Annotated in this window: 18 protein-coding genes; 7 read left to right on the forward strand and 11 right to left on the reverse strand. The window is 70.8% G+C overall.

The window, feature by feature from the left end:
• Positions 1-24: 24 nt before the first annotated feature.
• From ACFC8N_RS25910 to ACFC8N_RS25925, 4 genes are read right to left on the reverse strand one after another with little or no spacing between them, the layout of a single operon-like run.
• A complete protein-coding gene (locus tag ACFC8N_RS25910) occupies positions 25-1,014 on the reverse strand; it encodes a beta-ketoacyl synthase N-terminal-like domain-containing protein (RefSeq protein ID WP_376290120.1) in 990 nt (329 codons plus the stop codon).
• Positions 1,002-2,207 (reverse strand): beta-ketoacyl-[acyl-carrier-protein] synthase family protein, encoded by a 1,206-nt coding sequence (locus tag ACFC8N_RS25915; RefSeq protein WP_376290123.1) that lies wholly within the window; start codon positions 2,205-2,207, stop codon positions 1,002-1,004. Before ACFC8N_RS25915 ends, ACFC8N_RS25910 begins: the two co-directional genes overlap by 13 nt.
• Positions 2,208-2,212: 5 nt before the next feature.
• Entirely contained in the window at positions 2,213-2,455 is a 243-nt protein-coding gene (locus tag ACFC8N_RS25920) for an acyl carrier protein (RefSeq protein WP_376290126.1), read from the reverse strand.
• Positions 2,456-2,497: 42 nt separating this feature from the next.
• A complete protein-coding gene (locus tag ACFC8N_RS25925; protein ID WP_376290129.1) occupies positions 2,498-3,799 on the reverse strand; it encodes an activator-dependent family glycosyltransferase in 1,302 nt (433 codons plus the stop codon).
• A gap of 220 nt (positions 3,800-4,019) precedes the next feature.
• Here ACFC8N_RS25925 and ACFC8N_RS25930 point away from each other — a divergent pair, with 220 nt between their 5' ends.
• Positions 4,020-5,393, forward strand: a complete 1,374-nt coding sequence (locus tag ACFC8N_RS25930; protein WP_376290246.1) for an NDP-hexose 2,3-dehydratase family protein — start codon at positions 4,020-4,022, stop codon at positions 5,391-5,393.
• Between the two features lie 35 nt (positions 5,394-5,428).
• On the opposite strand, the gene ACFC8N_RS25935 is transcribed toward ACFC8N_RS25930, so the two are convergent.
• Positions 5,429-5,821 (reverse strand): YidB family protein, encoded by a 393-nt coding sequence (locus ACFC8N_RS25935; protein WP_376290132.1) that lies wholly within the window; start codon positions 5,819-5,821, stop codon positions 5,429-5,431.
• 205 nt (positions 5,822-6,026) lie between these two features.
• Between ACFC8N_RS25935 and ACFC8N_RS25940 the strand changes: the two genes are divergently transcribed.
• From ACFC8N_RS25940 to ACFC8N_RS25955, 4 genes are all read left to right on the forward strand, one after another.
• The gene (locus tag ACFC8N_RS25940; protein WP_376290134.1) at positions 6,027-7,247 is read left to right on the forward strand and encodes a cytochrome P450; all 1,221 of its coding nucleotides are present in this window, start codon (positions 6,027-6,029) and stop codon (positions 7,245-7,247) included.
• Positions 7,248-7,288: 41 nt separating this feature from the next.
• Positions 7,289-15,346 (forward strand): amino acid adenylation domain-containing protein, encoded by an 8,058-nt coding sequence (locus ACFC8N_RS25945; RefSeq protein WP_376290136.1) that lies wholly within the window; start codon positions 7,289-7,291, stop codon positions 15,344-15,346.
• Between the two features lie 125 nt (positions 15,347-15,471).
• A complete protein-coding gene (locus ACFC8N_RS25950; protein ID WP_376290138.1) occupies positions 15,472-16,017 on the forward strand; it encodes a DUF1707 domain-containing protein in 546 nt (181 codons plus the stop codon).
• Between the two features lie 39 nt (positions 16,018-16,056).
• Positions 16,057-16,830 (forward strand): NAD-dependent epimerase/dehydratase family protein, encoded by a 774-nt coding sequence (locus ACFC8N_RS25955; RefSeq protein ID WP_376290141.1) that lies wholly within the window; start codon positions 16,057-16,059, stop codon positions 16,828-16,830.
• A 98-nt stretch (positions 16,831-16,928) separates the two neighbouring features.
• Here the strand turns inward: ACFC8N_RS25955 and ACFC8N_RS25960 are convergent, their stop codons facing one another.
• The 3 genes from ACFC8N_RS25960 to ACFC8N_RS25970 all read right to left on the reverse strand — a co-directional run bounded on the left by ACFC8N_RS25960 (position 16,929) and on the right by ACFC8N_RS25970 (position 19,824).
• Positions 16,929-17,780, reverse strand: coding sequence for an ABC transporter permease (locus tag ACFC8N_RS25960; protein WP_376290143.1), 852 nt, complete (start codon positions 17,778-17,780; stop codon positions 16,929-16,931).
• On the reverse strand, positions 17,777-18,763 hold the full coding sequence (locus tag ACFC8N_RS25965) for an ATP-binding cassette domain-containing protein (RefSeq protein WP_376290146.1): 987 nt from the start codon (positions 18,761-18,763) through the stop codon (positions 17,777-17,779). Before ACFC8N_RS25965 ends, ACFC8N_RS25960 begins: the two co-directional genes overlap by 4 nt.
• 275 nt (positions 18,764-19,038) lie before the next feature.
• Positions 19,039-19,824, reverse strand: a complete 786-nt coding sequence (locus tag ACFC8N_RS25970; protein WP_376290149.1) for a thioesterase II family protein — start codon at positions 19,822-19,824, stop codon at positions 19,039-19,041.
• 584 nt (positions 19,825-20,408) lie between these two features.
• On the opposite strand from ACFC8N_RS25970, the gene ACFC8N_RS25975 reads away from it, so the two are divergent.
• Complete coding sequence (locus tag ACFC8N_RS25975) at positions 20,409-20,957, forward strand: LmbU family transcriptional regulator (protein WP_376290152.1); 549 nt, start codon at positions 20,409-20,411, stop codon at positions 20,955-20,957.
• 107 nt (positions 20,958-21,064) lie between these two features.
• On the opposite strand, the gene rfbB is transcribed toward ACFC8N_RS25975, so the two are convergent.
• Together rfbB and rfbA are read right to left on the reverse strand one after the other, a co-directional pair.
• The gene (rfbB, locus tag ACFC8N_RS25980) at positions 21,065-22,045 is read right to left on the reverse strand and encodes a dTDP-glucose 4,6-dehydratase (protein WP_376290154.1); all 981 of its coding nucleotides are present in this window, start codon (positions 22,043-22,045) and stop codon (positions 21,065-21,067) included.
• Entirely contained in the window at positions 22,042-22,950 is a 909-nt protein-coding gene (gene rfbA, locus ACFC8N_RS25985; protein WP_376290157.1) for a glucose-1-phosphate thymidylyltransferase RfbA, read from the reverse strand. The genes rfbB and rfbA overlap by 4 nt, the downstream gene beginning before the upstream one ends.
• Positions 22,951-23,172: 222 nt before the next feature.
• Between rfbA and ACFC8N_RS25990 the strand changes: the two genes are divergently transcribed.
• Positions 23,173-24,477, forward strand: coding sequence for an activator-dependent family glycosyltransferase (locus ACFC8N_RS25990; RefSeq protein WP_376290159.1), 1,305 nt, complete (start codon positions 23,173-23,175; stop codon positions 24,475-24,477).
• Between the two features lie 22 nt (positions 24,478-24,499).
• Here the strand turns inward: ACFC8N_RS25990 and ACFC8N_RS25995 are convergent, their stop codons facing one another.
• Complete coding sequence (locus tag ACFC8N_RS25995; RefSeq protein ID WP_376290162.1) at positions 24,500-25,246, reverse strand: BTAD domain-containing putative transcriptional regulator; 747 nt, start codon at positions 25,244-25,246, stop codon at positions 24,500-24,502.
• Positions 25,247-25,318 lie beyond the last annotated feature (72 nt).

The following is a 25,318-nucleotide window of genomic DNA, read 5'->3' on the forward strand; positions in this document are numbered from 1 at the left end:
TGTGCCGTCGGTGAGTTGCGCGGCTCACTGCGGGACGCCCGTCAGCACGGCGACGGCCAACAGGCCGTCCGGGTCCGCCGCGACGACCACGGCAGGCAGTCTCGCCTCGTCCAGGAGCCCCGCGAGCTGGAGCAGTGCGTGGGCGCTGTAGCAGTCCCCGATCCGCTGCTCGTCGGTGATTTGGGCCGCCTCGGGCAGCGCCTCGGCAAATGCGCCGCGCTGGGCCTCGTCCACCGCGTCGACCCCGGTGTGGCGGAAGGCCACCGCCGAGACCTCCGGTGCCCGCACGCCCGCCTCGTCCAGCGCTCGCTCGAGCAAGCCGGTGAACTGCTCGGCCGAGAAGCCGGTCACCGCCCGTACGCGCACGGCGGCGACCGCGGCGAGTGCCTTCCGGCCGGCGGCCCGGGCGCGGTCCCCGCTTTCCAGCAGGAAGGCGGCCGCGCCCTCGCCCTGGGTCCGCGGGCCGCGGGCCGCCCGGGCGAGCCAGGACGTGGGCCCGGTGAACTCCTCCGACGCGCCCGCGACCACCGCGTCGACGTGTCCGGCCCGCAGCATGACCACCGCGTGGCGCAGCACGGCGAGGCCGGTCGCGGGCCCGGAGGCGACCGTCGCGTTGGCGCCCCGCAGGCCATGGGCGATCGCCACGGCTCCGGCCGGCGCGCTGAGCACGCAGTGGGAGGACTTGGCGGCGGCCACCATGTGCGGACGCGGCTGGGAGAAGGTGTCCGTGCCGAACTCGGCCATGCCCGTGACGCTGCCCGCCGCCGTGCCCAGCGTGACGCCGATGCGGTCACGGTTCTCGTCGGTCACCTGAAGGCCCGCGTCATCGAGCGCCCGGCCGCAGGCGACCATCGCCAACTGGGCGCTGCGGTGGTTGTATTGGGCGGTTCGGCGCCCGAGCAGCGCCTCCGCGTCGAAGGAGTCGACGGTGAAGGCCGGCCCGGACGGCGGGGTGTTCGGCCGGGGGGCGGGATCCGGCCGAACGCTTCCCCGGCCCGAGATCACGATGTGCATGGGGCGCTCCCGAAGACGACGATGGCGTTGTTGCCGCCGAAGCCGAAGGCGTTGTTCTGGGCCACGCGAACGGTCGCGTCGCGGGCGGTGCCGGCGACGGGATCGAGGCCGGCCAGCTGCGGATCCGCGTGGCGGTGGTTGATGGTCGGCGGGAGGAAACCCCGGCTCACCGCCAGGGCGCAGGCGATGCTGCCGAAGCCGCTGGCCGCCCCCATGGTGTGCCCGAGCATGGACTTGAGGGAGCTGACCGGGGGCGCCGCGTCACCGTACACATCGCGGACGGCCTGTGCTTCCACCCGGTCGTTGAGCTGCGTGCCGGTACCGTGCGCGCAGATGTAGTCGACCTCGTCCGGTGTCACACCGGAGCGCCGCAGCGCGCTGCGCATGGTCCGCGCGATGTTCCGCGGCTCCGGCGCCGACGGATGGTAGGCATCGCAACTGACCGCGTACCCGAGCACCTCGGCGTAGACACGGGCACCTCGTGCGACCGCGCCTTCCAGGGTCTCGAGGACCAGCGCCGCACCGCCCTCCGCCGTCAGCATGCCGTCCCGTTCCCGGTCGAAGGGCCGGCAGGTGTCCTTCGCGAGGGCGCCGAGGCGGTTGAACGCGGCATGGGTGAACCGGCTCACCGCGTCGGCGCCGCCCGACACGGCGACAGGGACCTCGCCCGAGGAGACGAGGTCGTACGCGTATCCGATGGCGCAGTTGGCCGCCGCGCACGCGGCCGAGAACGTCATCGTCTCGCCCGTGGCACCGATCTCCTGGGCGGCGGCCAGGGCCAGGCGGCCGGCCGGCAGTTGTGTGGCGAGCGCCGGGTCGGGGGTCGCGGGACCGCCCCGATGCCAGGACTCGGTCATCGTCACGACGTGCGGAATCTCGCCCGATGTCGTTCCCATGAGGACAGCGGCGTCATCGCCGAGGTCCTGGATGCCGGCGTCGTCGGCCGCAAGCCGGGCGGCGGCCGCGGCGAAGAGCGAGGCGCGTCCCCAGTCGGCGACGCTGAGCCGGGTGACCAGCCGCGCGGCGTCGAAGTCCGCCACCTCACCGGCCATTTGATTATCGAACCCCGACACGTCGAACGAGGAGATCCGCGAGATGCCGCTCTTCCCCGCCCGCACGGCATGGCAGAAGTCGTCCGTTCCGGTGCCGATGCTCGACACCGGCCCCAGACCGGTGATGACCACGCGGTGCACGACGGCTACCATCCCGCCGCGTCGGCCACGACTTTGTACGTGGAGGGCAGATCGGTCATCTTCGCCAGGTCGTTCGCGTCGATCATGACGTCGTAGCGCTGCTCGATACGGCTCAGCAGCTCGACGGCCAGCAGCGAGTCCGCGCCCAGGTCGTCGACGAAACTGGTGGCCCGTTCCACTTCCTCGGGTTCCACGGTGAAGATGTCCGCTGCCATGTCCCGCAGCTCCGCCATTCGTTCCGACAGCATGGTGATGTTCCTCCTGGGTGCCGAGAGCAGGGCGAGACCGGTTCAGTGGGAGCGGTGGCGTGCCGCGAGCTTCTCCAGTTCGGACACGAGGTCGCTGGGCGTCGGCCGCGTCGCCTGTTCCCTGCGCAGCCGCTCGGCGCCTTCGCGGAACGCCGGGTCCTCCAGCAGCCGCACCAGGCACTCCCGGACCCGCTCCCCTGACAGGTGCGGCCTTGATATGTAGAGGCCGCCCCGGGCCTCCTCCAACAGTGGGGCGCGCAGGTCGATGTCACCGACGACCCGGCCGACCATGAGTTGCGGAACGCCGTTGGCGATCGACTCAAGGAACGCGGGAATCCCGCCGTGATGGATCACAGCTGAACACGTGGGAATCACCGCGTGCAAGGGGACGAACTCCGCCAGCCGCGTGTTCGAGGGAATCCGCTTCAGATGTTTCTGGACCTTTTCCGGTGCCGTCACCACCAGTTCGATGTCCAGATCGGCCAGGGAATCGAGTATCTGCTGCAACTGCGCGACGGAGACGGCCTGGTATTCCCGTCCCTTTTTCTGGCTGATCCCGAAGGTGGCCAGCACGCGCCGCTCCTTCGGGGCGCGGCGGGCCCACGCGGGTACGACGGCGGGCCCGTGGTAGGAGACATAGCGCAGGGGTACGTGCGGCACATGCGAATCGATCCGCATGGACTCCAGCATGTGCTCGATGGTGAAATGGCCGGTCACCATTTCCTCGGAGTACGACGTCCCGAACTTCTCCGCCCAGCTCCCCAGCCAGTCGGCCAGCGCGTCCTCGCGCTCCTCGGGGGGCTGCTGTGCGCGCAGCTGCAGGAAGGCTCGCCGCGACCAGGCGTCGACATCGATCTCCGAGCGGATGCGTGCGCTGGCCGCGCCGGTCGCGCGGGCCACGATCGCGCCCGCGTGGCTCATCCACTCCCAGATCACCAGGTCCGGCTTCCACCAGCGGCAGTAGTCGACCAGCTCCTCGACCATCGAGTCGTTGACGCCCTTGAGGATCTCCGTGAAGTACCGGGTCCGCAGGCGCAGCCGGTCCCAGGTCAGCGCCTCCTCGGAGTCCACGGCGAAGTCGAAGAAGAAGTCGTCGCGCGATCCGAGCTGCTCCAAAGTCCGTACGAGCGCCACCTGTTCCTCGGTGAACTGCTCGTACAGCCTCTTGAGCACATCGGGCGGGCCGGCCGGAACCGCCATCAGGCCCGACGAGGTCAGCGATTCGGTCAGGTCCGGGCTGCTGGCGACACGCACCTCGTGCCCTGCGGCCTGCAGCGCCCAGCCCAACGGGACCATCGGTTGGAAGTGAGTCCTCCAGGGCCAGGACACGATGAGGACGCGCACAGCACCAACTCCTCCATCGGCAGCGGGATGTCCAGAACCCTCGGCGGACCGTCTAAAGCCGGCCTTGGGCCGCTCTTGCCCGCCCGCCGGGTCCCGCCGCCGCCCCGCTCCGCAAGGGCGGGCCTAGATCGGCCCAAGCCGCAGTGCCCACACTCGCCGCAGCGCAGACCGATGCCGACGGCATCATCGACAGGGTGAGGAGCCGGAGTTGCAAAGTGTGATGGACAGTCAGGCCCGGCCGCAGCTCATGGACCGCGCGGATGCCACGCTGGCCGAGCGCATCACGCGGTCCGCGGCCGCACGGCGCGGCGAGTCCGTGGCGGACATCACCGCCTGGGTGCAACGACGCCGCAGGGAAGTCGACTTCACGGTGCGGCGCATCGCGTTCGACGAGCTCGACGGCTGGTCCTTCTCGCCGGAGACCGGCAACCTCGTGCACAGCAGCGGACGGTTCTTCACCGTGCAGGGGCTGCGCGTCAGCACGGGGGAGCACCCCGACCGCCGCAGCTGGCACCAGCCCATCATCGCCCAGCCCGAGGTCGGCATCCTGGGGGTTCTCGCGCGGGAGTTCGACGGGGTCCTGCACTTTCTCATGCAGGCCAAGATGGAGCCGGGCAATCCCGGGCTGGTGCAGATCTCGCCCACCGTGCAGGCCACGTACAGCAACTACACCAAGATCCACAAAGGGGCGGACGTCCGCTACCTGGAGTACTTCACCGACAGCTCCCGCGGCCGCGTTCTGTCGGACGTGCTGCAAAGCGAGCACGGCTCGTGGTTCCGGCGCAAACGCAACCGGAACATGGTCGTGGAGGTGACGGATCCGGTCCCCGACCACGAGGACTTCCGCTGGCTCACCCTGGGGCAGATCCATGAACTGCTGCGCCACGACAACACGGTGAACTTCGACGCCCGCTCGGCCCTGGCCGGCCTGTACCGGGGCGTCGGTTCCCGCGCCCTGCACTGCGACACCGAGCTGCTGTCGTGGCTCGCGGCGCGGCGATCGGTGACCCCCATCACCGGGGTGCCGGTCTCGCTCGCCGACATCCCGGGCTGGACGTGTGACGCATACTCCATCCACCGGGACGACGAACGGTACTTCCGCGTCATGGCGGTGTCGGTGCGGGCGGGCAACCGGGAGGTGGGCGCGTGGACCCAGCCGCTGCTCGAACCGAACGACCAGGGCCTCATCGCCTTCCTGACGCGCACCTTCGACGGTGTGCCGCACGTCCTGGTCAGCGCGCGCGCGGAAGCCGGCTTCTCCGACGCTGAGTTCGGACCCACGGTGCAGTGCGTGCCGCGCAACCACGCGCACCTGCCGGCGGGGGAGCAGCCGCCCTTCCTCGACCTGGTCAGGTCCGCCCCGCCGTCGCGCATCCGCTACTCGGCGCTGCACTCGGAGGAGGGGGGCCGCTTCCTCAACGCGGTGAGCCGGTACCTCGTCGTCGAGGCCACGCAGAGCGAGGCGCCGGTGCAGGAACCGCCCGGGTTCCGCTGGGTCTCCCACGATCAGCTCGCCGCGTTCACCCGCTACAGCCACTACGTCAGCGCCCAGGCCCGCACCCTGCTCATGTGCCTGAACACGCTCGCGGCATAGGCGGCATAGGCGCCTAGGGGCACGCCGCTTCGGTGCTACGCGGAGATCCGCACCAGGAGCACCTTCGCGGCGCCCAGGGCGACGGTCGGCGGGTTCTCGGGGTCGACGCTGAGAGTTCCGTCCGGAGAGGCTCCGTCCACCAGCGCCGGCAGCTTCTCGATCGCCTCGGCGACGACATCGTCGACCGTGATTCCGGACGCCTCGGCGATGGCTTGCAGATTGTCCCGGCCTATACCGTTGACCACGTCCTGAGGCAGCAGCGGCGTGTTCTCGCCCGTTGAAACCCAGGACTTCGCTTGGTACACCTGTGCCAGCGGAATCATGAGCCCCTGGGATTCGGCCCGGGAAAAGGCCTCTTCACTCGTATCCGCGATGCCCGGTTCGGGTATCACGGTGACGCAGTAATAGCCGTCGAGATTCTCGGTCACGTAGACTCCACGGAGTTCGAAATGGGCGGTCCTGGGAAATTGACCGGCCTATTGGTCGGCCGTTGAACCGCGCGGCAATGTTCTCATTCAGACTGTTGCCGGACAAGGCCGCTGCCACGCCGTGCGCGCGTTCCGGACAAATTCATCGACAGTCAGGGATGTCCTGGCGACCGGACATCGGGAGAGAAATGGCGGGAGAACGATCGTGACCACCCTGACCGTTGAACGCACCGACCTCACCGACCCGCGTACCTTCCTCGCGCCCGACGCCGAACTCGTGGAGATGTGGCGCCGGTTCCGGTCGCAGAGCCCGGTGCACTGGCACGAGGTGGAGGGCCGCGCCGTGCCCGGCTTCTGGGTGCTCTCGCGCTACGAGGACGTGATGGGGGTCTACCGGGACAACAAGCGCTTCACCTCCGAGTACGGCAATGTACTGGCGACGCTGCTGGAGGGCGGGGACTCGGCGGCGGGCAAGATGCTCGCCGTCACGGACGGCCGACGCCACCGTGAACTGCGCAACTTGATGCTGAAGGCGTTCGCGCCCCGGGTGCTCGAACCGGTCGTCGCCGGGGTGCGCGCACGTGCCGACCGGCTGGTGCGCAGCGCGGTCGAGGCCGGGGACTGCGACTTTGCCAAGGACGTCGCCGAGCACATACCGATGGCCACCATCGCCGACCTGCTGGGGGTTCCCGCCGCGGACCGCGACGATCTGCTGGTCCTGACGAAGGAGGCGCTCAGCACCGAGGACGAGAGTAGCTCCGCGGAAGAGGCGGTCGTCGCACGCAACGAACTGCTCTTCTACTTCGCGGAGTTGGCAGCGGTGCGCCGCAAGGACCCGCGCGACGACGTACTGAGCGTCCTGACGACCAGCACGATCGACGGGGAGCCGCTCACCGAGCAGGAGATCATCTTCAACTGCTACAGCATCATCATCGGCGGCGACGAGACCAGCAGGCTCTCGATGATCAGTGCCATGCGCGCGCTGATGGAGCACCCGGAGCAGTGGCGGCGCCTCACGTCCGGGGACGTCACGGTGGAGAGCGCGGTCGAAGAGGTGCTGCGCTGGGCCAGCCCCGCCATGCACTTCGGCCGGCGGGTCCGCGAGGACGTCGAGATCGGGGGGCGGCTGTTGCGCGCCGACGACGTCGTCACGCTCTGGAACAGTTCGGCCAACTACGACGAGAGCCTCTTCGCCGACCCCGGCTCGTTCGACCTGGGCCGCACCCCCAACAAGCATGTGGCGTTCGGCTACGGACCGCACTTCTGCCCCGGCGCCTACCTGGGCCGGGCGGAGATCGCCGCCCTGCTGTCCGCCCTGCGCACCCATGTCGCGGAGGCTGTGCCCAACGGCCCGGCCAGGCCGATCCACTCCAACTTCCTGCACGGGTACAGCAGTCTGCCGGTCTCGTTGAGCTCAGCCAGGTAGCCCTCGATCCCCTCATGCCGTCCCGAGACTCTGGAGAATTCGTGAGCGACCCCCGAGGATCGTCCGCTGACGCGCCGTTCGCCGGGACGGGTGTTCCTTCGGCCACCTTCACCGAGCTGTTCGAGGCACGCGTACGGGAGACGCCGCACCACCCGGCCGTCGAGAGCGCGGGCACCGTCTGGACGTACCAGGAACTGAACGCGGCGGCGAACAGGTTCGCGCATTGGCTGATCGGCCGCGGGATCGGCCCGGAGCAGACCGTGGCCGTGGCGATGCCACGCTCGGCCGAGCAGATCGCGGCGCTGCTCGGCGTCATGAAGGCCGGCGCGGCCTATCTGCCCTGGGACCTGAGCCATCCCGAGCAGCGCATCGCGTACATGGCGGCCGACGCCGCCCCCGCGGCCGTGCTCACCACACGGGCCGCCGCCGGGCGGCTGCCCGCGGACCTCGCGGCGGACGTGCTGGTCGTGGACGCGCCGGAGCCTGCGGCGGCCCGGCGCGCCGCGCCGGAGTCGGACCCGGCCGACGCGGACCGGGTCGCGCCGCAGAGCGTGGCCAACGCCGCCTACGTCATCTACACCTCGGGCTCCACCGGCCGGCCCAAGGGGGTGACGGTGACCCATTCGGGGCTCGCCGCGCTCCGGGCCGAGGCCGTGCGCGTAGGAGAACTCGACAACGGTACGGGCGCCCGCGTGCTGCAGTACGCGGTGCTCAGCTTCGACATGTCCGTGTGGGACCTGGTGACGGCGCTGACCACGGGGGCCCTGCTCGTCCTGCCGCCGCAGGAGCAACTGGTGGGCGAGGAGCTCGCCGCCTTCCTCGCGGAGCGCGAGGTGACGCACGCGACCCTGCCGCCCAGCGTCCTGGCCACCCTGCCCACGGGCACCGCGGCGGCCCTGCGCCACCTGCGGGTCCTCGTGGTCGGAGGAGAGGCCAGCACCCCTGCCCTGGTGGCCGAATGGGGCGCCGGGCGGCGGCTGTTCAACGCCTACGGGCCGACCGAGGCCACCGTGTGGGCCACGTTCGCCGGACCGCTCGGCGACAGCGCGGCGCCGATCGGCACCGCGATGACGGACGCCCGTGCGTATCTGCTCGGCGCCGACCTGCGGCCGGTCCCCGACGGGCAGGCCGGCGACCTGTACCTGGCGGGCCCGGGGCTGGCCCGCGGATACCTGGGGCGCCCGGCGCAGACCGCGACGCGCTTCCTGGCCGATCCGCTGGGCCCCGCAGGCGGGCGGATGTACCGCACCGGCGACCTGGCCCGGGCCGGGGCCGACGGCTGGCTGGAGTATCTGGGCCGCAGCGACGATCAGGTGAAGCTGCGGGGGCAGCGGATCGAACTGGGCGAGGTGGAGGCGGTCCTCGCGACGCACCCGAGGGTCCGTCAGGCCGCCGTCGTTGTCCACGAGAACGGGACCGGCGGGCAGCAACTCGTCGGCTTCGTGGTGCCGGCGTCCGCAGCCGGGACCCAGGAGGCCGAACCCTTCGGCGGGGCCGGGCAGCTCACCCTGGGGCCCGGACTCGGCGCCGCCGAACTGCGGGCGTTCCTGGCCCGGCGGCTGCCGGAGGCCATGGTGCCCGCGACCATCATAGTCGTCGACGAGATGCCGCTGACGCCGAACGGCAAGGCGGACCGGGCGGCACTGCCCCGGCCGCAGTTCCGCGCGGCCGACTACCGTGCGCCCCGCTCCCCGGCCGAAGAGGTGCTCGCCGGCTGTTTCGCCGAGGTCCTCAGCCTCGCCCGGGTCGGCATCGACGACGACTTCCTGTCGCTGGGCGGCGACAGCATCCAGGCCATGCGGGTCGCCTCGCGGGCTCGGGCACGAGGAGTGGCGGTCTCCTTCCGGCAGATCTTCGAGTCCCGCACGGTGGCCGGCCTCGCCGACGCGATCGGCGCGGCAGAGCCCGCCCCCGACGCGGCAGCGGGGCCAGTGCCGCACCTCCCGGCGACCCGCCTCCTGCACGACCTCGGGCACGGCGCCGCACAGCACTGCCAGGCGATGCTCCTGGACCTTCCCGAAGGCCTGGACCGGGCCGCACTGGCCGCCGTCCTGGCCGCGCTGATCGACCGTCACGACCTGCTCCGGATCCGCGTGCCGGCAGCCGACCCGGACGGGTTCGTCGTGGCCCCGCCGGGCTCGGTCGCCGCGGACCCGCTGATCCACCGGGTCGCCGCGGACGCCCCGTGGCACGCCGCGCCGGGCACCGACCGGGCCGAGGAGTGGCACCGTCTGGTGCGGGCCGAACTCCAGGACGCCGCCGCCCGGTTGGACCCGGCGGCCGGCCCCGTGGCGCAGTTCACCTGGTTCGACGCGGGCAGCCGCACGGCGGGGCGGCTGCTGATGGTCCTGCCCCACCTTCTGGTCGACGCCCACTCCTGGCGTGTCCTCCTCGCCGACCTCGCAGCGGCCGGGCAGCAGCTTCGGGCCGGGCACGACCTCGAACCGCTCCCGGTCACCGCGCCGTTGGCGACCGTGGCCCGCGCCCTGGCCGAAGAGGCGCACCGGCCCGCGCGCGTGGCCGAGGCGGACGAATGGCTTGCCGCCACCCAGGGGTCCGACGAGGCTGCCGGCCCGCGCCACCACCTCGCCGAGGACCCGGTTGCAGACGTGCGCCGCCACCTCGCGGACGGCGCGGACCGCGCACCGGCCGAGGCCCGGCTCCTGCTCCCGGCCGCCCTCACCGACACCCTCCTGAACGCTCTCCCGGCCGCCTTCCGCTGCGGGGTCGAGGAAGGTCTGCTTACGGCGCTCGCGATGGCCCTGGCGAAGTGGCGCGCGCCCTCCGTGCTGATCCGCCTGGACGAGTACGGCCGGGCGGCCGCCGAGGTGGCCGGGGCGGACCTGTCCAGGACCGTCGGCCGGCTGACCGGTACCACCCGGGTACGCCTGGACGTGACCGGAGTCGACCTGGACGAGGCGTTCGCGGGCGGACCCGCCGCGGGCACCGCGGTCAAGGCCGTCAAGGAGCGGCTGCGCGCCCTGCCCGACCGGGGCATCGGCTACGGCCTTTCGCGCCACCTCGACTCCCGGACCGCAGCGGCCCTTGAGCGGTCGGCGAGCGGCCGGATCTCCTTCGCGTACCTGGGCCGGTTCCCGGCGCCGGCAGCGGACGGGTCCGGCGCGGGATTCACCCCGGCCCAGGGGTGGGCCGCGCCCGTGGCACCGGAGCCCGGCGCGGAGGTCGACCTCGCCGTGCGCACCGCCGTGGTCGACACCCCCCAGGGCCCGCGCCTCGAAGCCGTGTTCACCGGCTCCGGGGACGTTCTCACCGCCGCGCGGACGCGGGAGCTGGCGGACCTGTGGGACCGGGCGCTCGACGCGCTCTCCCGGCATGCCGTGCGGACCGGCGCGGGCGGCCTGACACCGTCGGACGTGCTCCTGCCCGGCGTCACCCAGCAGGAACTGGACGACTGGCAGCAGCAGTGGCCGGGCCTGTCCGACGTCTGGCCGCTCGCGCCGCTTCCGCAGGGGCTGCTGGTGCACTCGCTGATGGAGCACGAGACGTCCGCCGAGGTCGACACCTACCAGGTCCAGTACACCCTGCGGCTGTCCGGGCCGGTCGACCCCGCACGGCTGCGCGCCGCGGCCCAGGCCCTGCTCGACCGGCACCCCGGCCTGCGGGCCGCTTACGCGCCGGGGCCCGACGGCACCCTCGTCCAGTTCGTCGTCGACGGCGTCGAGCTGCCCTGGCAGTACCTCGATCTGAGCGGCCTCGGCGACGCCATGCGCGAGGGCGCCCACCGGCAGTTCCTGGAAAGCGACGTGGCGCTCCACTTCGACCTCGCGGTGCCACCGGTGCTGCGCATGTCGCTGCTGACCCTGGCCGAGGACCGGCATGTGCTGATCCTGTCGGCGCACCACGCCACCCTCGACGGCTGGTGCCTGCCACTGCTGGCACAGGACCTGATGCGCCTGTACGCCGATCAGGGCGCCGCCGCGCTGCCACCGGCCCCCAGCTACCGCGACTACCTCGCCTGGCTCGGCCGGCAGGACACGGCGCGGGCGGCCCGCGCCTGGGCGGCTGAGCTGGCGGGCCTGACGGAGCCGTCCCTGCTCACGGCGGGCGCCGCTGCCGCCGGTTCGGCGACCGGCAGCGACCGTATCGACGTACCCCTGTCGGCCGCCGCGGCCCTCGCGCTGCCGGACCGGGCCGCCCACCTCGGAGTCACCCTCAACACCGTGGTCCAGGGGGCCTGGGCCGTCGTCCTCGGCCATCTGACGGATCGTCAGGACGTGGTGTTCGGAGCCGCGGTGGCGGGGCGGCCCGCCGAACTGCCCGACGCGGACCGCATGGTCGGAACGTTCATCAACACCGTGCCGGTACGGGTGCGATGCGACCCGGGGGAGAGCGCCGCCGAGCTGCTGGAGCGGTTGCAGCGGGGGCAGGGCACCCTGCTGGGCCGCCCGCCCTGCGGACTCGGCGAGATCCAGAGCGCCGCCGGGCTGCCGACGCTGTTCGACACCGTCATCGGCTACGAGTCCTTCCCGCTCGACAGGGAAGCCGCGGCGGAGGCGGCCGAGGCCGCGGGCTTCGCCGTCACCGGCATCGGCCTGCACTCCCTCAACCACTTCCCGGTGACGGTCTTCGCCCATCCCGACGGCGACCAGCTGCGGCTCAACCTGCAGTTCCAGCGGGAGCTGCTCCAGCAGGAGCGCGCGCACGAGGTCGCCGCACTGTACGGGCGCGTACTCGAACGGCTCGCCGCGGACGTACGGGCGCCGCTGGCGGACCTGGTCGCCGCGGAACCGGCACGGCCGACTTCCGACGGCCACGCCGGGCTCCCCGTTGGCAGCCGGATCCTCGACCCCCTCGTCGGCGAACGCGTCCGCCGGTGCGCCGAGCAGCTGCGGACCGGACCGGCGGCGCTCTTCCACGCGGGCTGGGCCCTCGCGGTGTCCATCTTCAGCGGACGCGCGGACGTGACGTTCCACAGCACCACCGCCGGCGAGACCCGGCCGGTGCGGATCGACCTGTCCGGGATGAGCGTGCGGGACCTGGTGCACACCATGGACCGGGAATTGCGCGGCCCCGGCCGTTCAGTCCACTCCTCGCGGTACGAGGCGACCCTCGACTTCCGCGGCCCGCACGCGCACGGGAGCACCACGGACGACGAGTGCGCCGAGTCCGTGACGGTGGCGATCGGCGAGCGCGCCGGACGCTTCGCCGTCGAGGGGCGGGCCGCACTGCCCCACGACCCGGAGTCCGTCATCGACTACCTGGTGACCGCGGTGACGCGACTTGTCGACGCCCTCCACCGCGACCGGGCCGAGAAGTGTTCCGCCCTCGAACTGCCCGTCCTGGACGACGAGATACGCCGCCGGGTCCTGGCGCAGCGGAACGAGGCGCCGGTGACGCGGGCGCCAGACCGGTGCGTTCACACATGGTTCGAGGACATGGCGGCCGCCACCCCCGACGCGGTCGCCGTCACCGCGGGCGGCCGCAGCCTGTCGTACCGGGAGCTGAACGCACGCGCCAACCGTCTGGCCCGCCATCTGCGCGGCCTGGGCATCGGGCCGGAGGTCCCGGTCGCGCTGCGCCTGGACCGGACCGAGCAGCTGGTGATCGCCGTGCTCGCCGTACTCAAGGCCGGTGGCACGTACGTGCCGGTCGACCCGGCCTCCCCCGCCGCCCGGACGGCCCTGGTGCTGCGCGACAGCGCGCCGCGCCTGGTGCTGACCGACGTGCCCTGGGACCCGGACCTCGGCGTACCGCCGGTCCCGGTGGTCGACGTGCGCGCGGACGCCGGCCGGTGGAGCGGACTGCCGGCCGAGGATCTGCCGGACACCGGAGTCCGGCCGGACCACGGCGCGTACGTCATCTACACGTCGGGTTCGACGGGCACCCCGAAGGGTGTCACGGTCGAACACCGCAGCGTCGTCCGGCTGTTCACCACCACGCGGGAACACTTCGAATTCGGCGCGCAGGACGTGTGGGCGCTGCTGCACTCCTTCGCCTTCGACTTCTCGGTGTGGGAGATGTGGGGCGCGCTGCTGCACGGCGGCACCCTCGTCGTAGTGCCGCAGGACGTCGCGCGCAGCCCCAGGGACCTGTACCGGCTGCTGTGCGCCTCGCGGGTGACGGTGCTGAACCAGACACCGACCGCCTTCCACCAGCTGATCGCGGAGCAGGGCGAGGACGGCGCGGAACACGCCCTGCGGGTGGTGGTGTTCGGCGGCGAGGCACTGAACCCGGCACTGCTCAAGCCGTGGCTGCGGCGCGCGGTCAACCGGGGCACCCGGCTGGTGAACATGTACGGCATCACCGAGACCACGGTGCACACCACCTACCACCTCCTGACCGGGACCGACCCCGACCGGGCCGTCAGCCCGGTCGGCCGCGGCCTGCCCGATCTGCGCACCTATGTGCTCGACCGGTACCTGCGGCCCGTGCCGGCCGGTGTCGTCGGCGAGCTGTACGTCGGTGGCGCGGGCGTGGCACGCGGCTATCTGAACCGGCCGGGACTGTCCGCCCAGCGCTTCCTCGCGGACCCGTTCGCCGCGGAGCCCGGCGCACGCATGTACCGCTCGGGGGACCTCGTCCGGCGCCGGCCCGACGACACCCTCGCCTACCTGGGGCGCAACGACGACCAGGTGAAGGTCCGCGGGTTCCGGATCGAGCTCGGCGAGATCGAGGCCAGGCTCACCGAACACCCTGCGGTCCAGGACGCGCGGGTCGTGGTGCGCGACCACGGCGACGGGGACAAGCGCCTGGTGGCCTACCTCGTGCCCGCCGCGGACCGCGCATCGGCGGTACGCGCACTGCTGCGCCTGGAACGCACCGAGGGCGAGGCCCGCCCGCCGGTGCGCGAACTGCCCAATGGGATGGCGGTGTTCCACCACAACGCGAGCGAGACGGACTTCGTCTACGACGAGATATTCACGCGCGAGGAGTATCTGCGCGGCGGCATCACCATCGACAACGGCGACACGATCGTCGACGTGGGCGCCAACATCGGCCTGTTCACCCTGTTCGCGTCGGGCCGCAATCCGGACGGCCGCCTCTACGCCTTCGAACCGCTGCCCCCACTGCACGACTCGCTGCGCCGCAACGCCGAGCTCCACGGCCTCGGCGCCAGACTGTTCGACTGCGGCCTGGGGGCGACGGCGCACGAGGAGACTTTCACCTTCTATCCGCACAACACCGTCAACTCCACCCGTGCCGCGACCGCGCCGGAGGCGCGCGATCTGGTGCGCGCCTACCTGCGCAACAAGGCGAAGCCGGCCGACGGCGCGCGGTCCGGCGCCGCCGCGCGGGACATGATCGACGAGATCGTCGAGTCCCGCCTGGAGAGCCGCTCGTTCACCTGCCGCGTGCGCACCTTCTCGGAGATCGTCGAGGAGGAGGGCATGGACCGGATCGACCTGATGAAGATCGACGTGGAGGGCGCCGAGCACGAGGTCCTCAAGGGCATCCGCCCCGAGCACTGGCCGCGCATCCGGCAGCTCGCCATCGAACTCCACGACGTCGACGGCAGGTTGGCCGAGGTCGAGGCGCTCCTCAAGGGGCACGGCTTCGAGGTCGTGAGCGAACAGGGCAGCAGCTTGCTGCACGACACGGTCCTCTACAACGTCTACGCCCGGCGCCACGACGGCCGCCGCACGGACCCGGGCCCCGCAGCCGGCACGGCGCCGGCGCCGTGCCGGTGGTCCGGCCCGACCGCCCTCGTCGACGATGTGCGTGAGCGTCTGCGGGACGTTCTGCCGCAGTACATGCTGCCGTCCGCCTACACCTTGCTGGAGGCGCTTCCGCTCAATCAGAACGGCAAGCTGGACCGGGCCGCGCTGCCCGAGCCCGTGGTCGCACGCGCGGACTCCGCCCCGCCGCGCACCCGGACGGAACAGGAACTGTGCGCCCTGATCGCCGATGTCCTGCACATCTCCCAGGTGGGTATCGGCGACAACTTCTTCGATCTGGGCGGCGATTCCCTGCTGGCATCCGGACTCACCGGCCGGATCAGCAGAAAACTGGGGGTCAGAGTCCTCATCAACCAGGTGTACGCGGCCCCCGACGTCGCGGCGCTTGCGCAGATCGTCGACGCTGCCCCGAAGGCCCGCACGCCGCGCCTGCGCAAGCGGGACACGAGGGACGAGAGCTGATTCGTCCGATCGTGCCGCCCGGGCCCGGGGCGGCCCGCGCACTCGCCTGTCGTGAGAGACTGCCTCGGGAATCACGCAGGCGATTCACGCAGGCAATTCAGCGATGTGACATGGGAGTTGACGTCTTGGCTTCCCGGCCGAAGGACCCGAACACACTCATCGACGACGATGACCGAGACCGTGCCACACAGTTATTGAAGGACGCGTACGGCAAAGGGCAGCTCACCCACCAGCAGCTGGACCAGTGCCTGGACCAGGTGCTGCGCGCCAGGACGCAGGGCCAGCTCGATGTGGCCGTGGCCGGGCTCCCGGCGCGGAACCCGGACGACCGCTTCACGATCGCCACGGTGGGCGAGCTGATCCTGCGGCGCGGCCGATGGCGGGTGCCCGCGGAGCTCATCGTCGCGACACCCCTCGCGCGGGTGTATCTGGACCTGTCCCGGGCGGACCTCGAAAGTTCGGTCGTCGACCTCGAACTGCGGGTCGGCGTGGGACGCGTCAGGATCATCGTGCCGCGCCACGCGTCCGTCGACCTCAAGGACATGGAGACCGGGCTGAAGGGGCGGTCCTACAAGCCCGGGCGGTCCGCCGGTTCCGGCGGGCCGCGGATCCGGATCCACGGGACCGTCGGCCTGCAGAAACTGACGGTCCGTCATGCGCGGTTCCGATGATCCACCGCATGCGTTCTCGATCCGCAGGGGGTGCGCCACGTGCAGATCATCGGCAACGGCTTTCTCGCCCGGTCTCTGTCGGAGGCCTTCTCGGACCGGTTCCCGGAGGTCACCGCGATCGCGGCGGGCGTCTCCAGTCATGCGACCGTCGCACCCGAGGAGTTCGCCCGGGAGGCCCGCCTGGTGCATGAGGTCCTGCGCGAGTGCGGGCGGCGGCACCGCACGGTGCTGTTCTTCTCCTCGGCCTCGTTCGCGGTGTACGGGGCTACCGGTGCCCTCTGCGCCGAAGAGGACCATCTGGCGGCACCGCCTGCGGGCTACGGCAGGAACAAGCTGGCGCTGGAGTCGGCGGTCCGCGATGCGGGACTCCCTCATCTGATCCTGCGCCTGAGCCATCTGGTGGGCCGGCACCAGCGTGCCCACCAGCTGCTGCCCGGACTGACGCGGCAGGTACGGGCGGGCGCCGTGCGCGTGCGCCAGGGCGTTCACCGGGACCTGCTGGACGTACGGGACCTCGTCGAGGTCATCGGGCGGCTGCTGGACCAGGGAGTGCGGGACGAGGTCCTCAACGCGGCGTCCGGCTTGCCGCAGCCCGTCGAGGCGATCGTGGACGGCATCGAGAAACGGCTGGGCACGAGCGCGATCCGGACCCACGTCCCCGGCGCCACGGCCGTCACCCGCGTCTCGGTCAGCCGCCTGCGGAGCCATGTTCCGGACTTCCGCCCCGGGCTGCACAGCGCGGAGAGCTATCTGGACGACCTCCTGGACACCTATGTGCCGTACTACGCGCAGGGGGCGGCCGCGGACGGATGACGTAACGCGCACCTCCACGCGCACGAGGGGACGGCGCGAGGTTCGGATCCGCAGATCCGTCCCTCGCGCCGTCCCCTCGTGCGCGTGTCGATGGTTCGTCAGGAACTGGCGGTGCGCCGGTACTTGCGCACGGCCAAGGTCCGGAAGACGACGATGATGATGACCGAGTAGATCAGCGACGCCTCGATCGGGTGCTGCATCGGCCATGCGCTTCGCGCGCCGGTACCCGGGTTGCCGAACAGCGTGCGGGCGGCCTGCACGGTGGCGCTGAACGGATTCCATTCGGCCATGTACCGCAAGGGCGTCGACATCCGAGTGGGGTCCACGAAGGCGTTGGAGATGAACGACACCGGCAGGATCCACAGCATGGGAGCCGACGAGGCCGCCTCCGGGGAGCGCGCGGCCAGTCCGGTCAGCGCGCCGACCCAGGTGAAGGCGTATCCCAGGAGGAACATCAGCGCGAAGCCGGCCAGCATCTTGGGAACGCCCTCGTGGAAGCGCCAACCGACCGCCGCTCCGACGCAGCCCAGCACGATCAGGATGAGCCCGATCGTCACCGCGTCGGACAGCGTGCGCCCGGTGAGCACCGCACCGCGTGCCATCGGCAGCGAGCGGAACCGGTCGACGAGTCCCTTGCGCATGTCGTCGGCGACGCCCGCGGCGGTCGCGATGACCGAGAAGATGACGGTCTGGGCCATGATGCCGACCACGTTGAACTCGCGGAAGGCCGCACGGTCCGTGGTGCCGCCGATGTTGACCGAGCCGGCGAACACGAAGGTGAACATCACGATGAAGATCGTCGGCTGGATCAGCATGAACAAGATCATGCCCGGGGCACGCTTGACCCGGAGCAGCCCGCTGCCGGCGATGATGAACGAGTCACGGATCGATTGGCCGATGGCGCCCGCCGTGGGCGGCCGGACAGCGGGCGGCGGGGGCAGAACGGTCACTTCACGGACTCCTTCACTCGAACGTCCTCGGCTGACTCACCGGTGTCGGCGGAGCGACCGGTGAGGGTGATGAATACGTCGTCCAGGGTCGGACGGCGCAGGGCGACGTCATCGAAGGGGACGCCCAGTTCGTCCAGCCTGCGAATGATGCAGCCGAGCGAGCGGGAACCGCCGGAGACCGGCACGATCAGCTTGCGGGCCCGCTCGTCGATGGACACGTCGCCCTGGCCCTCCGAGGCCATCACCAGGCTGGCGCCCGTGAAGTCCTCGCCCTCGGGCAGGACCAGCTCGACCCGATCGCTGCCGACGCGCGCCTTGAGTTCGTCGCCCGTGCCGTAGGCGATGACCCGGCCGTGGTCGATGACGCAGATCGAGTCCGCGAGTTGGTCGGCCTCTTCCAGGTACTGCGTGGTCAACAGGAGCGTCGTACCGTCGGCGACCATCGCGCGGATGATGTCCCACAGCACCTGGCGGCTGGTGGGGTCCAGGCCCGAGGTGGGCTCGTCGAGGACCATCACCGGCGGCTTCATGAGCATGGCCGCCGCGAGGTCGAGCCGGCGCCGCATGCCGCCGGAGTAGGTCTTGGCGGGCCGGTCGGCGGCGTCGGTGAGGTCCAGCAGCGTCAACAGCTGCGCGGCGCGGTCCGCGGCGTCGCGCTTCCTCAACTGGTAAAGCCGGCCGATCAATTGGAGGTTCTCCCGGCCCGTCAGGTACTCGTCGACCGCGGCGAACTGCCCCGCCATGCCCAGCGAGCGACGCACCGCGTCCGGGTCCTTGACGACATCGGCACCGAGCACGGTCGCGTGCCCGGCGTCCGGCATGAGCAGCGTGGTCAGGATCCGTACGGTGGTGCTTTTGCCCGCGCCGTTGGGGCCCAGCAGGCCGAGCACGGTGCCTTGCGGGACGTCCAGGTCGACACCGTCCACCGCCCGTACGTCGCCGAAGTGTTTCACCAGTCCCTCGGCATGGATGGCTTCCGGCATAGAGCACTCCTGTGGTCTGAGGATCGTAGACATGGGGGGCACTCGGCGACGCAGGCTGGACCTGCGACCGGACCCTGCCTCGGACTGTGGCACGCGATATAACGCGTGTCAACCATCGAGATATGTCTTAATCGGTCGAGGCGGCCCGGGCGCCCGGTGGACGATATGAGTTCTTATGCCTGATTTATCCTTACGTTTGTTCGACGGTGGCACCGCTCGGCGGCGCGGCGGACGCGCTGGAGGCGAGGGTTCCGGCCAAGAGCGCGGCCGGGCTTTCAGGCGAGCGGGTGGCGCACCGGGGGCCGCGAGACGAACGCGGACAGGTCCCGCAGAATGCTCCGGGCCACGTTCCGCACCTGGTCCTCGACGTAGAAGTGGCCGCCCTCGAAGACCTGCACGGTGAATTCCGCCGTCGTGTGCTCGGCCCAGCGCAGAAGGCCGTCCCGCGGTACATGCGGATCGCGATCGCCCACGTAGCCGCTGATGGGGCACGCGACGGAGCTGCCTTCAGGGTGGCGGTAGCTCTCCAGCGCCGTGAAGTCACCGCGCAGCGCGGGCACGACGGTGGCCAGGAGCTCCTTGTCCGCCAGCACGGCCGGCGGCGTGCCCGCGAGCTCCGACATCCACGCCATCAGCTGTTCGTCGTCCATCAGGTGGATGCCCTGGTCCCGCTCGACGGACGGCGCCATGTTGCCCGAGACGATGAGCCCGGCCGGGCCGGGCCCCAGCCCCCGCTCCAGCCGGCGCGCGACCTCGTAGGCCACGACGGACCCCATGCTGTGCCCGAACAACGTCAACGGGCGGTCCGACCAAGGCCCCAGAGCCGCGACGGCTCCGTCCGCCAGCTCTCCCAGATCCTTCAGGGCGGGCTCGTCCAGGCGGTCCTGCCGGCCGGGGTACTGCACGATCAGCACCTCGGCTCCCTCGGAAAGGGCGGCCGACAGGGCGAAGTACGCCGAGGCGGAGCCTCCCGCGTGCGGGAAGCAGACCAGGGTCGGGGCATCGCCCCTCGGAGAGTGGTACTGGCGTATCCAGCCGCCGCGGCTGCGCGTGCTCGTCACTCCATGCTCCTTCTTCTACGTCGATGGATTCGGCTCGTTGCGCGGTTCTCAATGGCACGTGAAAGAGAGGCACTTGGCCTCCCGGCGCTCCCGGTCCTGTCCTGGCGACTAGACAATCACTAGAGGCTCCCCGAGTGCGGCTGCAAACTCCCCCCGCGAAACCCGGGTTGGCGCGAGGAAGATTCGTCCTGCCGCCCCGGTCGAGGAACCACGCGGTCCGTCTGCACGTTGCTGGAACTGCGGCGCTCCGGCGCGGTTCCATGGGCAAAGCGGAGGTGGTGCAGGTCATGCGGATGTGGCTCGTGTGGTGTCTGCCCGGGCCGGCCGATCATGCCCGGGAACGGTGCCCGGCGATGGCAGGTAAACCCTTGCCCGGTCCACGGCCATGGGATGTACTTGTCCGTCGAACTAAGGTGTTGCGGCAGGCTCGACACCTGACTCGTGCGTGGCCCGTAACACGTCCTACAGGGGGAAATATGGCTACAGTACGGCCTGAGAAAAGAACTGCGTTAAATCGCCCGAATGATGTCGAGACGGACGTGGGGCATCATAGGGCTCCGGCCGAGAACCCGCATCGCAGCCAGGTGTTGACGACGAACGTCGGCCTTCAAATCCCTGCCGGTCTGTCCTTCGAGAATTGGGAGAACACGGGGCGGAAGCTTTCCGGGATCCTGAATTCGTCTTCCTGGTGGCTCGGTGACTGGCTGATATACGGGAAGGACCACTACTGCGATCGATACGAGCGGGGGATTCGCGCTGTCGGCCTCCGGTATCAGACGCTGCGTAACTACGCCTGGGTCTCCCGCTGTTTCGCCATAGACCGGCGGCGGGCCTCGCTCAGCTTCCAGCACCATGCCGAGGTCGCCTCGCTGCCGGAGGCGGAGCAGGAGCACTGGCTCGACCAGTGCGAGGCCCACGAGTGGAGCACCAAGCAGTTGCGCAAAGCGGTGCGTCTCGCGCAGGACGACGAGATCGCCGACGAGAGCCAGGGCACCGAACCGACCCAGCGGCTCGCCGTTCCGGTCGGCCGTATGCGGCGGTGGCACAGTGCCGCGTCGCACGCGGGGATCGACCTCGACGAGTGGGTGCTCGTCACGCTCGACAGCGCGGCCGAGGAGATCCTGGCGGGGTAGCCGCCGCACCGGAGCCGGCACGGGGTCCGCGGGCAGTAGTCGCGGTCATGCGGGCAGACCGCCCCGCGGCCCCGTGGCCGGCGCCGCGTGCGCGTCGGTCCGCGCTCTCACGCGGACCGACGGCGCTTGAGGGGCTCCCACCAGTCCCGGTTGTCGCGGTACCAGGCGAAGGTCTCGGCCAGCCCGGATTCGAAGTCGTGCCGCGGGCTGTAGCCCAACTCGGTCCGCAGCCTGGTGCAGTCGATCGCATAGCGCCTGTCGTGGCCCTTGCGGTCCGGTACGTGCCGTACGCGTACCCAGTCCGCGCCGCATGCCGCGAGCAGCCGGGCGGTCAGTTCCCGGTTGCTCAGCTCGATGCCGCCGCTGATGTTGTAGACACGGCCCGCGACACCGCCGGCGCGGACCAGCTCGATGGCCGCGCAGTGGTCCTCGACGTGCAGCCAGTCGCGCCGGTTGAGCCCGTCGCCGTACAGCGGGACGTCACCGCCGTCGAGCAGCGTCGTGAGGAACAGCGGGATGATCTTCTCGGGGAACTGCCGCGGCCCGTAGTTGTTGCTGCACCGGGTGACCCGCACGTCGAGGCTGTGGGTGCGGTGGTACGACAGGGCCAGCAGGTCCGAGGCCGCCTTGGAGGCGGCATAGGGGGAGTTGGGGTCGAGGGGGTCCTGCTCGGTGCGCGAGCCGCTCTCGACCGAGCCGTAGACCTCGTCCGTGGACACGTGCACGAAGCGGTCGATGCCGTGGCGCAGCGCGGCGTCCAGCAGGGTCTGGGTGCCCGTGACGTTGGTGCGCACGAAAGCGTCGGCGGAGGCGATCGAGCGGTCCACATGGGACTCGGCGGCGAAGTGCACCACCTGGCCGGCCTGTTGCATCAGCTTGTCGACGAGCGGGGCGTCGCAGATGTCGCCCCGGACGAACGTCAGCCGGGGATCGCCGAGATCGAGGTTGGCCAGGCTCCCGGCGTAGGTCAGGCTGTCCAGCACCGTGACCTGGGACACCCCGCCGCGCTGTGCGGTGTCGCCCGCAAGCAGCATCCGTACATACGCGGAGCCGATGAAACCGGCGGCGCCGGTGACCAGCAGATTCACAGCCCCTCCGAAGGAAGCGGAGGCAGCACGCCCGCCTTGCACAGGCGCGCCCGCTCCATGACGTACTCGCCGTAGGGCGAGTTGCCCATGGTCGCACCCAGCGCTTGGCAGTCGTCCGGGTCGATGTATCCCATGTGCATGGCGATCTCCTCGATGCAGCCCAGCCGGGTGCCCTGTCGGCGCTGCGTGTCCCTCACGAAGGTGCCCGCTTCGAGCAGGGATTCATGAGTGCCGGTGTCCAGCCATGTGACGCCCCTGCCGAGCCAGACCAGTTCGGCGGTGCCCATCTTCAGGTAGACGCGCAGCAGGTCGGTGATCTCCAGTTCGCCCCGGGAGGACGGCTCCAGGTCTCTGGCGATGTCCGCGACCTGGGCGTCGAAGAAGTAGATCCCCGGGATGGCGAGGTTCGAGCGCGGCTTGAGGGGCTTCTCCTCGATGGAGACGAGTTCGCCCCGCGCGTCGATCTCGGCGACTCCGAACCGCTCCGGGTCGGCCACCTCGTGTCCGAACAGCACGCAGCCGCCCATCTTGAGCGCGGTACGCCGCAGCATGGTGGGCAGGTTGGCGCCGTGGAAGAGATTGTCGCCGAGGATCAGCGCGCACTGCTCGCCGCGGATGTGGTTCTCCCCCACGAGGAAGGCGTCGGCGATGCCGCGCGGCTCGTCCTGCGTGGCGTAGTCGAGGGACAGCCCCAGCTGGCGGCCGTCGCCCAGCAGCGCCTGGAAAGCGGGGAGGTCGGCGGGACGCGTGATGATGAGGATGTCCCGGATGCCCGCCAGCATGAGCACGGAGAGCGGGTAGTAGATCATCGGCTTGTCGTAGATAGGAGCGAGTTGTTTGGAACCCGCGAACGTGAGGGGCTGCAGGCGGGTGCCGTTGCCGCCCGCCAGAATGATCCCCTTCATGCGCTCCACGCCCCCTCGTGATCGGTGAGTCCGCATCGTCGGGGGCCCGTCCTAAGCCGGTCTAATGCGCGTCTTGGGGGAGCGGGGCCGACGAGGAGCGCGGGGACTTCGAGGGGGCCGCCCGGCCCGGGACATCAAGAGCGGGCCAAGACCGGCCCAAGGTGGCCGGGTGAGGGTCGCTGCGTCCGGCTGGGTGCGGAGTTCCTGAAGGAGCTGATCGGCATGCGAGTCCTGTTCACCTGTATTCCCTGGCGGTCGCACTTCCAGGCGCTTGTGCCGCTGGCCTGGGCGCTGCAGGCGGCGGGGCACGAGGTCCGCGTCGCGAGCGGCCCGGAGCTGACGGATGCCGTCACCGCATCGGGGCTGCCGGCCGTGCCCGTCGGCTCCGACGAGCCGGTCATGGCCAAGCTCGACGCGCTGCTGGTCCCTGAGGTGCTGGCGAAGGTCCAGGAACTCGCCGAGCGCGGCGACCTGTTGGCCGACCTGGCGGAGAACCGCGAGGAGGAGCTCACCTGGGAGCGCCTGCGGTGGGCCTACCGGATGACGCAGCGGACCCAGGCGGCCATGAACGACGCGATGGTCGAGGAGCTGGTGGAGTACTGCCGCTGGTGGCAGCCGGATCTGGTGCTGTGGGACTGGCTCAGTCACGCGGGCGCGGTCGCGGCCACGGCGATCGGCGTCCCGCACGGGCGCATGCTGACCGAACTCGACGTGGTGGGCCGGATGCGCCGGCACTTCCTGAGGGTGCGTCAGGAGCAGCGGTCCGAGGACCGCGAGGACCCGTTGGCGGACTGGCTGGGCCAGTGGGCGCGGAAGGTCGGGGGCGAGTTCGGCGAGGAGATGGTCACGGGGCGGTTCGTGATCGAGCAGATGGTCGGGTCGCTGCGGCTGGAGTCGCCGTTGCCGCATCTGCCGTTGCGCTACGTTCCCTACAACGGGCCGTCGGTCGTGCCGGACTGGGCCCGGCGCGACCCGGACAGGCCGCGGGTGCTCGCCACCTTCGGACTGAGCCTGGAGCAGGCGGACAGGCACCAGGCCATCTCTCTGGAACAGATGCAGGGGATGCTGGACGCGCTGGCGGATGTGGACATCGAGCTGGTGGTGACGCTGCCCGAGCGGTTCCAGCGGGAGCTGGAGCGGGTGCCCGGCAATGTCAGGCTGGTGGAGTTCGTCCCGCTGCACGCCGTCGTCCCGTCGTGCTCGGCCGTGATCCACCATGGCGGTGTGCCGGGATTCCTGGAGGCGATCGCCCACGGGGTGCCGCAGCTGGTGATCGGCCGCGCCGTTCCCGATATCGGCGAGCGCGGCCCGCGGCTGGAGCGGTCCGGCGCCGGCCTGTGGCTCCGGGGGGATGCCCCGGAGGAGCTGGACGGCAGCCGGGTGCGGGAGCAGGTGGTGCGGCTGCTGGAGGAGCCGTCGTTCAAGGAGGCCGCCGCACGGCTCGGCGAGGAACTGGCGGCCCAGCCCTCTCCCGCCGAGGTCATCCGCGACCTGGAACAGATCGTGGCCCGCTCCGGTTCGCGCTGACGGCCGGCCTTCAGCCCGCCCGTCAGCGGCCGTTGTCCATCAGGATCGAACGCTGGATGTCCTTCAGCGCGGGACCGGGTTCGACGCCCAGCTGTTCCCGCAGGGTCCGGCAGGCGTGGTGGTAGGCGAGCAGGGCGTCGCCCCGGCAGTCGCTGCGATGCAGCGCCAGCATGAGCTGCCGGTGGAACACCTCGCGCAGCGGGTGCTCGGTACTGAGGAGATAGAGGTCACTGACGAGCTCGCGGTGGTGCCCGAGGGCCATCCGCGCCTCCATCTGACCCTCCCTGCACTCCAGTTGGATCTCGTCCAACCAGGCCTGGAACCCCTGCAGGATGGGGCCGCGCGCCGCGGTGGGCAGCGGCCCCCGGCACAGTGCGAGCGCCTCTTCGAAGCTGCGGGCCGCGTCCTCGTGCGCGCCGTTCCTGAGCTGGACCCGGCCTTCTTTCACCAGACGGGTGAGGTCGTGGAAGTCGAGTTCGCCCGGCCCCAGCGTCAGCATGTATCCGGAAGGGCTGGTGGCGACGGGGCTCGCCGCCGCCCCGGGCCTGCGCAGAAGTTTCCGCACCTGCGAGACGTAGACGTACAGGCTCGCTATGGCGCTGCGCGGTGGCTCGTCGCCCCAGATCTCGGTGATGAGCTGGTCGACGCTGACCACCTGGCCGGAGCGGATGGCGAGAGTCGCAAGGAGAATCTCGACCTTCTGCGCCCCTATTACCTCGACGGAATTCTCGTTAGCGACACGGACTGGCCCCAAGATATCAAGCCGCATGCTGTGAACTCCTATTTTTTTTGAAAGGGTGAAAGGAGTACAAAGATTAATGGAAGGCGGTGCGGCGGAATG

Source organism: Streptomyces sp. NPDC055966 (genome assembly GCF_042269865.1).
Taxonomy (GTDB): Bacteria; Actinomycetota; Actinomycetes; order Streptomycetales; family Streptomycetaceae; genus Streptomyces.